The sequence below is a fragment of the Shimia isoporae genome (assembly GCF_004346865.1).
GTDB lineage: Bacteria > Pseudomonadota > Alphaproteobacteria > Rhodobacterales > Rhodobacteraceae > Shimia > Shimia isoporae.
This window is the reverse complement of record NZ_SMGR01000003.1, coordinates 1-14,965: the sequence shown is the minus strand read 5'-3', so window position 1 is coordinate 14,965 and position 14,965 is coordinate 1. Positions and strand designations below refer to the sequence as shown.

General features: G+C 55.8%; 9 protein-coding genes. 8 read left to right on the top strand and 1 reads right to left on the bottom strand.

What is annotated here, in order from left to right:
- Positions 1-468 precede the first annotated feature (468 nt).
- From rpoB to BXY66_RS14390, 4 genes are all read left to right on the top strand, one after another.
- The gene (rpoB, locus tag BXY66_RS14405) at positions 469-4,605 is read left to right on the top strand and encodes a DNA-directed RNA polymerase subunit beta (protein WP_132861095.1); all 4,137 of its coding nucleotides are present in this window, start codon (positions 469-471) and stop codon (positions 4,603-4,605) included.
- Between the two features lie 52 nt (positions 4,606-4,657).
- Positions 4,658-8,908, top strand: a complete 4,251-nt coding sequence (gene rpoC / locus BXY66_RS14400) for a DNA-directed RNA polymerase subunit beta' (protein ID WP_132861094.1) — start codon at positions 4,658-4,660, stop codon at positions 8,906-8,908.
- A 186-nt stretch (positions 8,909-9,094) separates the two neighbouring features.
- Complete coding sequence (locus tag BXY66_RS14395) at positions 9,095-9,544, top strand: DUF4265 domain-containing protein (RefSeq protein WP_132861093.1); 450 nt, start codon at positions 9,095-9,097, stop codon at positions 9,542-9,544.
- 224 nt (positions 9,545-9,768) lie between these two features.
- A complete protein-coding gene (locus BXY66_RS14390; protein ID WP_279432505.1) occupies positions 9,769-10,659 on the top strand; it encodes a DMT family transporter in 891 nt (296 codons plus the stop codon).
- Here the strand turns inward: BXY66_RS14390 and BXY66_RS14385 are convergent.
- The gene (locus BXY66_RS14385; protein ID WP_243694397.1) at positions 10,635-11,450 is read right to left on the bottom strand and encodes a putative rhamnosyl transferase; all 816 of its coding nucleotides are present in this window, start codon (positions 11,448-11,450) and stop codon (positions 10,635-10,637) included. The two genes, BXY66_RS14390 and BXY66_RS14385, sit on opposite strands and share 25 nt — an antisense overlap.
- Positions 11,451-11,819: 369 nt before the next feature.
- Here BXY66_RS14385 and rpsL point away from each other — a divergent pair, with 369 nt between their 5' ends.
- The 4 genes from rpsL to BXY66_RS14365 all read left to right on the top strand — a co-directional run.
- Positions 11,820-12,191: a 30S ribosomal protein S12 gene (gene rpsL, locus BXY66_RS14380; RefSeq protein ID WP_054000841.1), complete on the top strand. Its 372-nt coding sequence runs from the start codon at positions 11,820-11,822 to the stop codon at positions 12,189-12,191.
- Positions 12,192-12,206: 15 nt separating this feature from the next.
- Positions 12,207-12,677, top strand: coding sequence for a 30S ribosomal protein S7 (rpsG, locus tag BXY66_RS14375; protein ID WP_132861092.1), 471 nt, complete (start codon positions 12,207-12,209; stop codon positions 12,675-12,677).
- A gap of 21 nt (positions 12,678-12,698) precedes the next feature.
- On the top strand, positions 12,699-14,816 hold the full coding sequence (fusA, locus tag BXY66_RS14370) for an elongation factor G (protein WP_132861091.1): 2,118 nt from the start codon (positions 12,699-12,701) through the stop codon (positions 14,814-14,816).
- A gap of 54 nt (positions 14,817-14,870) precedes the next feature.
- Positions 14,871-14,965 (top strand): GTP-binding protein (locus tag BXY66_RS14365; protein ID WP_131822069.1); only part of this gene is annotated, 95 nt, incomplete at its 3' end.

Sequence of the window (14,965 nt, the reverse complement as noted above, 5' to 3'; positions counted from 1 at the left end):
ATCAGACCAGCGGGTCGGCTTTGCGCATTCCAGCTTAACAGGCAGATGAAATATCGTCGGTGCGGGGTTTGTCGATCTGCGGATTAACGAAATGTCAAGCCCTAGGGGTTGCCAACCTGCGGGCGATTCACTATTCGGTAGTCTCTTGCGGTTTCGAGCGATTCGGGGCCGCTTTTGTCCTTTGTGGATTTTTGTGATCAGGCGGCGCGGTACTCGGGGAAATAGTCACCCCGGACAGGAAAGATAACGACAGAGAATATAACACGTTTTCCAAGGTGGGACGACCCCCGGCTTGGCAAGCCTCTTGAGCGAACGCGAGTTGCAAGAGGTTTTCCAAGGCAGGGATCAACGATCGAGTGGCTCCGGTGGGACGGGGTCGAGAATGGATCTGATCCAAGCCGTCACTGACGCGAGGTGCCGGGGCCCGACGGCACGTTGCGGACGAGATATCGAAAGGTGACATTGACCATGGCTCAAAGCTTCCTTGGCCAGAAACGTCTACGTAAATACTACGGTAAAATCCGCGAAGTGCTGGAGATGCCGAACCTGATCGAGGTGCAGAAAAGCTCCTATGATCTTTTCCTGAAATCCGGAGATGCCGAAATGCCCACCGATGGTGAAGGCATCATGGGTGTTTTCCAGTCGGTTTTTCCGATCAAGGATTTCAACGAAACCAGCGTGCTGGAATTCGTCAACTACGAGCTGGAAAAGCCCAAGTACGACGTTGAGGAGTGTCAGCAGCGCGACATGACCTACAGCGCACCGCTCAAAGTCACCCTGCGTCTGATCGTTTTTGATGTGGATGAGGACACTGGTGCGAAGTCGGTCAAAGACATCAAGGAACAAGATGTCTTCATGGGTGATATGCCCTTGATGACTCCGAACGGAACCTTTGTGGTGAACGGCACCGAGCGTGTGATTGTTTCCCAGATGCACCGTTCGCCGGGCGTGTTCTTTGATCACGATAAAGGCAAAACCCACTCGTCAGGCAAACTGCTGTTTGCTTGCCGTATCATTCCCTATCGCGGTTCCTGGCTCGATTTCGAGTTCGATGCCAAAGACATCGTTTTTGCCCGCATCGACCGTCGTCGTAAGCTGCCTGTGACCACCCTGCTTTACGCATTGGGTCTGGACCAGGAAGGTATCATGGATGCCTACTACGACACCGTGAACTACAAGCTCGACAAGAACAAAGGTTGGGTCACCAAGTTCTTCCCCGAGCGTGTGCGCGGCACCCGCCCTGTTATGGACCTGATCGACGCCGCAACAGGCGAAGTGATTGCCGAAGCTGGCAAGAAAGTCACGCCTCGCGCAGTCAAGAAGATCATCGACGAAGGCAAAATCACCGACCTTCTGGTTCCTTTCGAGCATATCGTTGGCAAGTTCGTTGCCAAGGATATCATCAACGAGGAAACCGGTGCGATTTACGTCGAGGCGGGTGATGAACTGACGCTGGAATACGACAAAGATGGCGATCTGATCGGCGGTACTGTTAAGGACCTGGTCGACGCCGGCATCAAAGAGATTCCTGTTCTGGACATCGACAACGTCAATGTTGGCCCATACATGCGCAACACCATGGCGGTGGACAAAAACATGAGCCGTGAAACCGCGCTTATGGATATCTATCGCGTGATGCGTCCGGGTGAGCCGCCCACCGTTGAAGCTGCGTCTGCCTTGTTTGACACGCTGTTCTTTGACAGCGAGCGCTATGACCTGTCTGCAGTTGGCCGCGTGAAAATGAACATGCGTCTGGCACTGGATGCAGAAGACACCATGCGCACCCTGCGCAAGGAAGACATCGTATCCTGCATCAAGGCTCTGGTGGAACTCCGTGACGGCAAGGGCGACGTGGACGACATTGACCACCTCGGCAACCGTCGTGTGCGCTCCGTCGGCGAACTGATGGAAAACCAGTACCGTGTTGGCTTGCTGCGTATGGAGCGTGCGATCAAGGAGCGTATGAGCTCTGTTGAGATCGACACGGTCATGCCGCAGGACCTGATCAATGCGAAACCGGCTGCTGCTGCTGTACGCGAGTTCTTTGGCTCCTCGCAGCTGTCGCAGTTCATGGACCAAACCAACCCGCTGTCGGAAGTCACCCACAAACGCCGTCTTTCGGCGCTTGGCCCGGGTGGTCTGACCCGTGAACGTGCCGGCTTTGAAGTGCGCGACGTGCACCCGACCCACTATGGCCGGATGTGCCCGATTGAGACGCCGGAAGGTCCGAACATTGGTCTGATCAACTCGCTGGCGACATTTGCCCGTGTCAACAAGTATGGTTTCATCGAAACCCCGTACCGCGTTGTAAACGAAGGTAAAGTGACCGACGAAGTACACTATATGTCGGCCACTGAAGAAATGCGCCACACGGTTGCACAGGCGAACGCATCGCTTGACGGCGAAGGCAAGTTCCAGAACGAATTGGTCTCTACCCGTCAGTCCGGTGACTACACACTGGCGCCGCGCGAAAACGTCGACTTGATCGACGTCTCGCCAAAACAGCTGGTGTCCGTAGCTGCGTCGCTGATCCCGTTCCTTGAAAACGACGATGCCAACCGCGCTCTGATGGGCTCGAACATGCAACGTCAGGCGGTTCCGCTTCTGCGTGCCGAGGCACCGCTTGTTGGTACCGGTATCGAGGAAAAAGTGGCAATCGACTCCGGCGCGGCCATTCAGGCAAAGCGCGCGGGTGTGATCGACCAGGTGGATGCACAGCGTATCGTTATCCGTGCGACCTCCGACCTTGAGCTGGGTGACGCCGGTGTGGACATCTATCGTCTGCGCAAGTTCCAGCGTTCCAACCAGAACACCTGCATCAACCAGCGTCCGCTGGTGAAAGTTGGCGACACGGTTGCGAAGGGTGAGGTGATTGCTGACGGTCCGTCCACCGACATCGGTGAACTGGCTCTTGGTAAGAACGTGGTCGTCGCGTTTATGCCGTGGAACGGCTACAACTACGAGGACTCCATCCTGATTTCTGAACGTATCGCGCGTGACGACGTCTTTACTTCGGTTCACATCGAAGAATTCGAAGTCGCTGCACGTGACACGAAGCTGGGTCCGGAAGAGATCACCCGCGACATTCCGAACGTCGGTGAAGAAGCGCTGCGTAACCTCGATGAGGCCGGCATCGTTTACATCGGTGCGGACGTTGAACCGGGCGACATTCTGGTCGGCAAAATCACACCGAAGGGCGAAAGCCCGATGACACCGGAAGAAAAACTTCTGCGTGCCATCTTTGGTGAGAAAGCCTCCGACGTTCGTGACACCTCGTTGCGCGTCAAGCCTGGTGATTTCGGTACCGTTGTGGAAGTTCGCGTCTTCAACCGCCACGGCGTGGAAAAAGACGAGCGTGCGTTGCAGATCGAGCGTGAAGAGATCGAACGTCTGGCGCGTGACCGCGACGACGAACTCGCGATCCTTGACCGTAACATCTATGCGCGTCTGAAAGGCATGATCCTCGGCAAGACCGCGGTCAAAGGCCCGAAAGGCGTCAAAGCGAACTCGGAAATCAACGACGAACTGCTGAACTCCCTGTCTCGCGGACAGTGGTGGCAGCTGGCACTCGAAGATGAAGCTGATGCGCAGGTTGTGGAAGCTCTGAACGAACAGTACGAGATCCAGAAACGTGCACTTGAGCACCGCTTTGAGGACAAGGTCGAGAAAGTCCGTCGTGGTGATGACTTGCCGCCGGGTGTGATGAAGATGGTTAAGGTCTTCATTGCTGTTAAGCGTAAGCTGCAGCCGGGCGACAAGATGGCCGGTCGTCACGGGAACAAAGGTGTTATTTCCAAGGTTGTGCCGATGGAAGACATGCCGTTCCTCGCGGACGGTACACCTGTCGACTTCTGTCTGAACCCGCTCGGTGTTCCGTCGCGTATGAACGTTGGTCAGATCCTTGAAACCCACATGGGTTGGGCCGCACGCGGTCTGGGTCTGAAGATCGATGACGCGGTTCAGGAATACCGTCGTTCTGGTGATCTGACTCCGGTACGCGAGATGATGCGTCTGGCCTATGGCGAAGATGTCTATGAAGAAGGCATCGCCGGCATGGACGAAGGTCAGCTGCTGGAAGCCGCCGGCAACGTGACACGCGGTGTTCCGATTGCAACGCCGGTCTTTGACGGTGCGAAGGAAGGTGACGTGAACGATGCGCTCGTACGCGCAGGCTTCTCCGAAAGCGGTCAATCGATCCTGTTTGACGGTCGTACCGGTGAACAGTTCAGCCGTCCGGTAACAGTGGGCATCAAATACCTGCTGAAACTGCACCACCTTGTGGACGACAAAATCCACGCGCGTTCAACCGGTCCGTACTCGCTTGTTACTCAGCAGCCGCTGGGTGGTAAGGCGCAGTTCGGTGGTCAGCGCTTCGGTGAGATGGAAGTCTGGGCTCTGGAAGCTTACGGCGCCGCCTACACCCTGCAGGAAATGCTGACTGTTAAGTCGGATGACGTGGCAGGCCGGACCAAGGTCTATGAAAGCATCGTCAAGGGCGAGGACAACTTTGAAGCGGGCGTACCGGAATCGTTTAACGTTCTGGTCAAAGAAGTCCGTGGCCTCGGCCTGAATATGGAACTCCTGGATACGGAGGTGGATGAGTGAGGGCCCGCGCCCTCACCCCCTTCCACTCTCCCCTAGAATTTGAGGTATCAAAATGAACCAGGAACTGACGAACAACCCGTTTAACCCGCTGACCCCGCAAAAGGCGTTTGACGAGATCAAAGTGTCTCTCGCGTCTCCTGAGCGGATTCTGTCGTGGTCCTACGGCGAGATCAAAAAGCCGGAAACCATCAACTACCGTACGTTCAAGCCCGAGCGTGACGGTCTGTTCTGTGCGCGTATCTTTGGCCCGATCAAAGACTATGAATGTCTTTGCGGCAAATATAAGCGCATGAAATATCGCGGTGTTGTCTGCGAAAAATGTGGTGTTGAAGTTACGCTTCAGAAAGTGCGCCGTGAGCGTATGGGCCACATCGAGTTGGCAGCCCCCGTTGCACACATCTGGTTCCTGAAATCGCTGCCGTCCCGCATCGGTCTGATGCTGGACATGACGCTGCGCGATCTGGAACGTGTGCTGTACTTTGAAAACTATGTCGTCATCGAACCTGGTCTGACCGACCTGACCTACGGCCAGATGCTGACTGAAGAAGAGTATATGGACGCGCAGGACGCATACGGCATGGACGCCTTCACAGCCAATATTGGCGCTGAAGCAATCCGTGAAATGCTGTCGCAGATCGATCTGGAAGCGGAAGCCGAACAGCTGCGTGCCGATCTGGCCGAAGCGACCGGTGAACTGAAGCCGAAAAAGATCATCAAGCGCCTGAAAGTGGTCGAAAGCTTCATCGAGTCCGGCAACCGTCCGGAGTGGATGATTCTGACAGTGATCCCCGTGATCCCGCCGGAACTGCGCCCGCTGGTTCCGCTGGATGGCGGCCGCTTTGCGACTTCTGATCTCAACGACCTTTATCGCCGTGTGATCAACAGGAACAACCGTCTGAAGCGCCTGATCGAATTGCGTGCACCTGACATCATCGTCCGGAACGAAAAGCGCATGCTGCAGGAGTCTGTAGACGCACTGTTCGACAACGGTCGCCGTGGGCGCGTGATCACGGGTGCGAACAAGCGCCCGCTGAAATCGCTTTCCGACATGCTGAAGGGTAAGCAGGGTCGTTTCCGTCAAAACCTTTTGGGTAAGCGCGTCGACTTTTCGGGTCGTTCGGTGATTGTGACTGGTCCGGAACTGAAATTGCATCAGTGTGGCCTTCCCAAGAAGATGGCGCTGGAGCTGTTCAAGCCGTTCATCTACTCGCGTCTGGAAGCCAAGGGTCTTTCGTCTACTGTGAAGCAGGCGAAGAAGCTGGTGGAAAAAGAGCGTCCCGAAGTCTGGGATATTCTTGATGAAGTGATCCGCGAACACCCTGTCATGCTGAACCGTGCGCCTACTCTGCACCGTCTTGGCATTCAGGCGTTTGAGCCAGTCCTCATCGAAGGTAAGGCGATCCAGCTGCACCCGCTCGTTTGCTCTGCGTTTAACGCTGACTTCGACGGCGACCAGATGGCTGTTCACGTGCCGCTCTCGCTGGAAGCCCAGCTCGAAGCGCGTGTTCTGATGATGTCGACCAACAACGTTCTGTCCCCTGCAAACGGCGCGCCGATCATCGTTCCGTCTCAGGATATGATCCTTGGTTTGTACTACACGACCATCGAACGCGAGGGCATGAAGGGCGAGGGCATGGTGTTCTCCTCAATCGAGGAAGTTCAGTATGCTCTGGACGCTGGTGAAGTGCATTTGCACGCCAAGATTACCGCCCGTATCCCGCAGATCGACGAGAACGGCATGGAAGTGTTCGAGCGTGTTGAAACCACGCCAGGTCGTGTGCGCTTGGGTGCTTTGCTGCCGCAGAACAACAAGGCGCCTTTCAGCCTCGTGAACAAGCTGCTTCGTAAGAAAGACGTGCAGAACGTGATTGACACCGTCTATCGCTACTGCGGTCAGAAAGAGTCCGTGATCTTCTGTGACCAGATCATGACCATGGGCTTCCGCGAAGCGTTCAAGGCCGGTATTTCGTTCGGTAAAGACGACATGGTTATCCCGGACAACAAGTGGACCATCGTCGACGACACCCGCGATCAGGTGAAAGACTTTGAACAGCAGTACATGGACGGCCTGATCACTCAGGGCGAAAAGTACAACAAAGTTGTGGATGCCTGGTCGAAGTGTAACGACAAAGTCACCGACGCGATGATGGACACCATCTCGGCAGCAAAGACTGACGAAAGCGGTGCCGAAGCTGAACCGAACTCGGTTTACATGATGGCGCACTCCGGTGCGCGTGGTTCCGTTACGCAGATGAAGCAGTTGGGTGGTATGCGCGGCCTGATGGCGAAGCCGAATGGCGACATCATCGAGACGCCGATCATTTCGAACTTTAAGGAAGGTCTGACCGTTCTTGAGTACTTCAACTCCACCCACGGTGCCCGTAAGGGTCTGTCGGATACGGCGTTGAAAACTGCGAACTCCGGTTATCTGACCCGTCGTCTTGTTGACGTGGCTCAGGACTGCATTGTTCGTATGGACGACTGTGGTACCGACAAGGCAATCACTGCCGAGGCCGCCGTGAATGACGGTGAGGTTGTTGCATCTTTGGCGGAACGTGTTCTGGGTCGTGTGGCGGCCGAGGATATCTGCAAGCCAGGCACCGATGAAGTGATCGTGGCCGAAGGTCAGCTGATCGACGAGCGTATGGCTGATGCCATCGACGAGGAAGGTGTTGCGACAGCACGTATTCGTAGCCCTCTGACCTGTGAGGCGGAAGAAGGCGTTTGCGCCAAGTGCTACGGCCGTGACCTGGCGCGTGGTACCATGGTGAACACTGGCGAAGCTGTCGGCATCATCGCTGCACAGTCGATCGGTGAACCCGGTACACAGCTGACCATGCGTACGTTCCACATTGGTGGTGTTGCGCAAGGTGGACAACAGTCGTTCCTCGAAGCGAGCCAGGAAGGCAAAATTGTCTTCGAAAACGCACAGGTTCTGGAAAACGCAAATGGCGAAACACTCGTCATGGGCCGTAACATGAAGCTGTTGATCGTTGATGACGCCGGCGAAGAGCGTGCAAACCACAAAGTTGGCTACGGCTCCAAACTGTTCGTCAAAGATGGTCAGAAGATCGCCCGCGGTGACAAGCTGTTCGAATGGGACCCGTATACCCTTCCGATCCTTGCGGAGAAGACAGGTAAGGCCAAGTTCGTTGACCTCGTCTCGGGCATTGCCGTTCGCGACGAGACCGACGAAGCAACCGGTATGACGCAGAAGATCGTGTCGGACTGGCGTGCCGCGCCGAAGGGCAACGAGCTTAAGCCGGAAATCATCCTTGTGGATGGAGATGGCGAGCCTGTGCGCAATGATGCTGGCAACCCTGTACACTATCCGATGTCTGTGGACGCGATCCTCTCTGTCGAAGACGGGCAGGACGTGAACGCCGGTGACGTTGTCGCGCGTATCCCACGCGAAGGCGCTAAGACCAAGGACATCACCGGTGGTCTGCCGCGTGTGGCTGAACTGTTCGAAGCGCGTCGTCCGAAAGATCACGCAATCATCGCCGAAATCGATGGTTACGTGCGCTTTGGCCGCGACTACAAGAACAAGCGCCGTATTGCGATCGAACCGTCTGATGAGAGCCTGGAAACCGTGGAATACATGGTACCGAAGGGCAAACACATCCCTGTGCAGGAAGGCGACTTCGTGCAGAAGGGTGACTACATCATGGACGGTAACCCTGCGCCGCACGACATCTTGTCCATCATGGGTGTTGAAGCGCTGGCGGATTACATGATCGACGAAGTGCAGGACGTCTATCGCCTGCAGGGTGTGAAGATCAACGACAAGCACATTGAAGTGATCGTGCGCCAGATGTTGCAGAAATGGGAGATCCTGGACTCGGGTGAAACCACTCTGTTGAAAGGTGAACACGTCGAGAAGGCAGAGTTCGACGCCGCAAACGAGAAGGCGCTGGCCGAAGGTCGCCGTCCTGCTCAGGGTGAGCCGATCTTGCTCGGGATCACCAAGGCATCGCTTCAGACCCGTTCGTTCATCTCGGCTGCTTCGTTCCAGGAGACAACACGTGTTCTTACCGAGGCGTCTGTCCAGGGTAAGAAAGACAAGCTGGTTGGCCTCAAGGAAAACGTCATCGTGGGCCGTCTGATCCCAGCCGGCACGGGTGGCGCCACGCAGCAGGTTCGTCGCATTGCGTCTGATCGTGACAATGTGGTCATCGAGGCCCGTCGCGAGGAAGCGGAAGCTGCAGCTGCACTGGCTGCACCAACTGCTGACGACGTCCAGGCCGACGACGTGTTTGACAGCGGTCTGGTGGAAACCCCGGAAAGCCGCGAGTTCGACTAAGTCGACCTATGGTTTGAGACTTGAGAAAGGCCTCCGACGTGATGTCGGGGGCCTTTTCCGTTTGAGTGAGGGTGTTTTGTGCTGGGAGGTGGCCGCACGATATGCAACCGTTGCTTGAACGCAGTTTCCAAAATAGTTTTCCGATTTTACTGGAGCTATTAGTGTTCGGAGGCTGAGGAGAGCCAATTGGAAAAATTAATCATTGAGCTAGAACCGGGCGCTTGGCACGGCCATGCCAGCGAGAGCGTCTGGGCTACTTCGTTTGGCGTTGGCCTCTTTAAAGTCGAAAACTCACAGTTCTTCGCACGTGGCATTTCCTATGGCGACATTGTGCACGCCGAGTCAAAAGAAGGTGCTAACGTGTTCGAAAGAACCGTGACTTCGTCCGGTGGATCTACATATCGTATTTTTCTTGGTGAAAATGTGACCGATGCCCAATTCGAGCGCTTTTGGAGACCTTTGGAGGCTGAGGGATGCACCTATGAGAGCGGCGAATTTGGCTACGCCATGTATTCGGTGGATGTGCCGAAAGACACCGATGTACAAAGGGTTTTCTCGCTCCTAAATGAAGGGCTTTTGCAAAAAGTATGGGATTTTGAAGAAGGGCACTACGGTCACGCAAAAAAATTGCCTTGATGCCGACGCTTGGAGTTTAAAGCAGACAATTAGGATACGGCAGGTAGCGCAAAACGGTCAGTGACCGGAAACGAATGCCAACACCTTGAATTAGAAATCACGCATCCAGTGCGCCTTGATCCGCACATTCTGACGGAAGGTTCTCCTCGAATTTTCACCACCCCCTTGGCAATCCCCTTGGCCAGGCGTAGCGTCGCGCGGTTGGCTTTGGCGGAGGGCTTTGCGTGGCGGTTTTAACGGATAACACCAAGGGCGCACTTTTGATGATGTGCTCGATGGCGGCGTTTACGTTTAACGACACCTGCGTAAAACTGCTGGGGCCGGAGGTGCCGCTGTTTCAGATGTTGTTTCTCCGCGGTGTGGCCTCAAGCCTGATGATCTGGGGCTTGGCGCGGGCCTTGGGGGCGTTGCGCTGGCGGATTCCGCGGCGCGATTGGGGGCTGGTGGCCCTGCGCACGGTGGCCGAGGTCGGCGCGGCCTATTTCTTTATCACGGCGCTCTATCACATGCCGATTGCCAATGTGACGGCCGTTCTGCAGGTGCTGCCGCTGACGGTGACGCTGGGCGGCGCGATGTTCTTCGGCGAGGCTGTCGGTTGGCGGCGGATGTCGGCGATTTTGGCGGGCTTCATCGGCATGCTGCTGATCGTGCGACCGGGGCCTGAGGGGTTTGACATTTACGCTGGTTATGCGCTGGCGGCGGTGTTTTTTGTGACCGTGCGAGACCTGTCGACAAGGCGTATGTCGGCGGAGGTGCCTTCGATGACGGTGACGTTGGTGGCGTCACTCGGCGTCATGGGCTTTGCCGGAGTGGCAAGCCTTGGCGTGGAGTGGGTGGCGCTGGATGCGCGGCAGATCGGGCTGATCGGTGGCGCGTCGGTGTTCATCCTTGGCGGGTATCTGTTTTCCGTGATGGTAATGCGCGTAGGTGAGATCGGGTTCATCGCGCCTTTCCGCTATACAAGCCTGCTATGGGCGCTTTTGCTGGGGCTGGTGTTCTTTGGCAATTGGCCCGACCCAATCACATTTCTGGGCTGCGCGATCGTGGTCGGTGCCGGCGTGTTTACACTCTTGCGTGGACGCAAGCTGGATCAGGAAAAGAGTGCGCGGACGTGATCTGCGTCGATATTAAAAACACGCTTGAAGTGGGCTTCGTCTTCGGCGTCCAGTAGCGGCAGGTTCAATGGTTTTGCGCCTTTCTGGCGGCTGTCGTTGAAATCGTTGTGGCCGCGAATGAACATGTCTTCGCCTGCAAAGCTGACCACTGGCATGAATTTCCCCATCTTGGAGTGGCCGAAGTTGAGGATGGTGATGTCCGACTTAGGACTCACGGTCATGGCAAGGCCAGCAGTCCAGAGATGCTCCATCGTCGGCTTGCCCTTTATTCCTTCGGGACCGGCGGAGGCGATATAGCCTTGCGAAAAATCAATGGCGACGTTCTTGTTTCGTCGGATCAGTGTGTGGACGTCGTTCACGCGTTCGCGCAGGCGCTCGACAAAACGGATGTTTACCGCATCGTCGTCATCCATTCGAAACTGTAGGCAATGATGTTTGCTTTCGCGGCGCACAGCGTTAATTGCCACCTTCATAATGTCCCGATGCGGCGCGGGCGGGTAAGCCGCGACCACAGTTTGAGGGATGTCAGCGAGCAATTGTTCGAGACGGGCGCGATAGGCATCAGGCATCGTGTCGCCCACTATTACCAGAAAAGTAAAATCTGGGTCGGTTTGGGCGCGAAGAGGGGGCAGCGTAAACGCTTCAAAGAGACGAAAACGTTCTTCCATTCGTTCAGGGGCATAGAGAAAAGCCATGCGATCCTCTGCGGTTTCATGCTCGACCTGAAAACCGCCAAGTGCCGGATAGGAAAACCGGCAAACGCCAATGACCTGCATATCCTTGCTGTCCATCGCAAAGGCCTTTTGATATCGCGTAGGTAGAAACAGGCACTTTCTGCACCCTTGAGATTACCATGTCACCGAGCGTCGCGACTCGCAACCAGACAAGGTCAGGGCACAGCTGTTGACAAGACTAGCGACTCCCCATATATCGCGCGCATCCGGCAATGGGATACGTGTGCCCTGAGCCGTTTCATAACTGTAGTGGTCAAGGTCCGATCTACTTTGAAGATCGCACCCTCTGAGAACTCAACCGCGTCGTTTGCCTCGGAATGGAAACGATTGCGGCTTTTACGCTTGTGTTCGCACAAGTTGTGAAAAACGGTAACCGCGTCGGGTTTTGGCCTGGCGTATAAATGGAAGCAATAGGAAAGAGACCCTATGCCAACGATTCAACAGCTGATCCGCAAACCGCGTCAGCCTAAAATCAAGCGCTCCAAGTCGCAGCACCTGGAGCAGTGCCCGCAGAAACGTGGCGTGTGCACCCGTGTTTACACAACCACGCCGAAGAAACCGAACTCCGCTATGCGTAAGGTTGCGAAGGTTCGCCTGACCAACGGCTACGAAGTGATCTCCTACATCCCGGGTGAAAGCCACAACCTTCAGGAACACTCTGTGGTTCTGATCCGTGGCGGTCGTGTGAAAGACCTTCCGGGTGTCCGTTACCACATCCTGCGCGGTGTTCTGGATACCCAAGGTGTTAAAGATCGTAAGCAACGTCGTTCCAAGTACGGCGCGAAGCGTCCCAAGTAAGAAGGAGAGGCTGAGATGTCACGTCGTCACGCCGCTGAAAAACGCGAGATTCTGCCTGACGCCAAGTTTGGCGACAAGGTTCTGAGCAAGTTCATGAACAACCTGATGATCGACGGTAAGAAGTCGGTTGCGGAAAAGATCGTTTACAACGCGTTGGATCGCGTTGAAAACAAGGTCAAGCGCGCCCCCGTCGAAGTGTTCCACGAAGCACTGGACAACATCAAACCTTCCGTCGAGGTTCGCTCTCGCCGTGTGGGTGGTGCCACCTATCAGGTTCCGGTCGAAGTGCGCCCCGAGCGCCGTGAAGCCCTGGCCATCCGTTGGCTGATTGGTGCTGCACGTGGCCGCAACGAAAACACCATGGAAGAACGTCTTGCAGGCGAACTCCTGGACGCTGTGAACTCGCGCGGTACTGCTGTCAAGAAACGCGAAGACACGCATAAAATGGCCGAAGCCAACAAAGCCTTCAGCCACTATCGTTGGTAATTCCCAGAGGACATTGAACCAATGGCACGCGAATATACGCTCGAACATTACCGTAACTTCGGTATCATGGCGCACATCGATGCAGGTAAAACAACCTGTTCCGAGCGCATCCTGTATTACACCGGCAAATCCCACAACATCGGTGAGGTGCACGACGGTGCAGCCACCATGGACTGGATGGAGCAGGAACAGGAACGTGGTATCACCATCACCTCCGCTGCGACGACCACTTTCTGGGAGCGCACCGAAGATGGCAAAACTGCTGACACGCCCAAGCACCGTCTGAACATCATCGACACCCCCGGCCACGTTGACTTCACCATCGAAGTTGAGCGTTCGCTGGCGGTTCTCGACGGTGCTGTCTGTGTTCTGGACGCCAACGCTGGTGTTGAACCCCAGACCGAAACCGTGTGGCGTCAGGCTGACCGCTACAAGGTTCCGCGCATGGTGTTCGTCAACAAAATGGACAAAATCGGCGCTGACTTCTTCAACTGTGTAAACATGATTGAAGATCGCACCGGTGCAACCGCTGTTCCGATCGCATTCCCGATTGGCGCCGAAACCGAGCTGGAAGGCCTGGTTGACCTGGTGACCATGGAAGAGTGGCTGTGGCAGGGCGAAGACCTCGGCGCGTCCTGGGTCAAAGCACCTATCCGCGACGAACTCAAAGATCTGGCCGACGAATGGCGCGGCAAGATGATCGAGAACGCCGTCGAGCAAGACGACGACGCGATGGAAGCCTATCTGGAAGGCGAAGAGCCCGACGTGGAAACCCTGCGCAAACTGCTGCGCAAAGGCACCCTGTCGCTGTCCTTCGTTCCGGTTCTGGGCGGTTCCGCGTTCAAAAACAAAGGTGTTCAGCCGCTGCTCAACGCTGTGATCGACTATCTGCCGAGCCCGCTCGACGTTGTTGATTACATGGGCTTTGAGCCCGGTGACGAAACCGAAGAGCGTAACATTGCCCGTCGTGCAGACGACGAAATGGAGTTCTCCGGCCTCGCGTTCAAAATCATGAACGACCCCTTCGTTGGTTCGCTGACCTTTACCCGCATCTACTCGGGTACCCTGTCCAAGGGCGAAACCGTTCTGAACTCGACCAAAGGTAAGAAAGAGCGCATCGGTCGTATGATGATGATGCACTCCAACAACCGTGAAGAGATCGAAGAAGCGTTTGCAGGCGACATCATCGCGCTGGCGGGTCTGAAAGACACCACCACCGGTGACACGCTGTGTGATCCGAAAGGTCCTGTGGTTCTCGAAACCATGACCTTCCCCGATCCGGTGATCGAGATCGCAGTTGAGCCGAAGACGAAAGGCGACCAAGAGAAAATGTCTCAGGGTCTGCAGCGTCTGGCAGCCGAAGACCCGTCCTTCCGCGTGGAAACTGACCTGGAATCCGGTCAGACCATCATGAAAGGCATGGGCGAACTTCACTTGGACATCCTCGTGGATCGTCTGAAGCGTGAGTTCAAGGTTGAGGCCAACATCGGTGCACCTCAGGTTGCTTACCGTGAGACCATCTCCAAAGCGATCGAACACACCTACACCCACAAGAAACAGTCGGGTGGTTCGGGTCAGTACGCTGAAGTCAAAATGGAAATCATGCCGACTGAAGCGGGCGAAGGCTATTCGTTCGAAAGCCGCATCGTTGGTGGTGCCGTTCCGAAGGAATACATCCCGGGTGTTGAAAAGGGTATCCAGTCGGTCATGGACTCCGGTCCGCTGGCAGGCTTCCCCGTGATCGACTTCAAAGTTGCTCTGATCGACGGTAAGTTCCACGACGTGGACTCCAGCGTTCTCGCCTTTGAAATCGCAGCTCGTATGGCAATGCGCGAAGGCATGAAACTGGCCGGCGCGAAACTGCTTGAGCCGATCATGAAAGTGGAAGTGATCACGCCGGAAGAATACACCGGTGGTATCATTGGTGACCTCACCTCCCGCCGTGGTCAGGTGTCCGGTCAGGAGCCTCGTGGCAACGCTGTAGCCATCGATGCATTTGTGCCTCTGGCCAACATGTTCGGTTACATCAACACTTTGCGTTCGATGTCTTCCGGCCGTGCCCAGTTCACCATGCAGTTCGATCACTACGATCCGGTACCGCAGAACATTTCGGACGAAATTCAGGCGAAATACGCCTAATAAAAATTGGGGAAGCGGATGGCCGCTTCCCCCTCCAACATCAAGGAGGCCATCATGGCTAAGGAAAAGTTTGAGCGCAGTAAACCGCACTGCAACATCGGCACCATTGGTCACGTTGACCACGGTAAAACCACTCTGACGGCAGCGAT

Coding starts and splice junctions, on each gene's coding strand:
- rpoC (WP_132861094.1), top strand. CDS start 4,658: ATGAACCAGGAACTGACGAACAACCCGTTTAACCCGCTGACCCCGCAA.
- rpsL (WP_054000841.1), top strand. CDS start 11,820: ATGCCAACGATTCAACAGCTGATCCGCAAACCGCGTCAGCCTAAAATC.
- rpoB (WP_132861095.1), top strand. CDS start 469: ATGGCTCAAAGCTTCCTTGGCCAGAAACGTCTACGTAAATACTACGGT.
- fusA (WP_132861091.1), top strand. CDS start 12,699: ATGGCACGCGAATATACGCTCGAACATTACCGTAACTTCGGTATCATG.
- rpsG (WP_132861092.1), top strand. CDS start 12,207: ATGTCACGTCGTCACGCCGCTGAAAAACGCGAGATTCTGCCTGACGCC.
- BXY66_RS14385 (WP_243694397.1), bottom strand. CDS start 11,450: ATGGACAGCAAGGATATGCAGGTCATTGGCGTTTGCCGGTTTTCCTAT.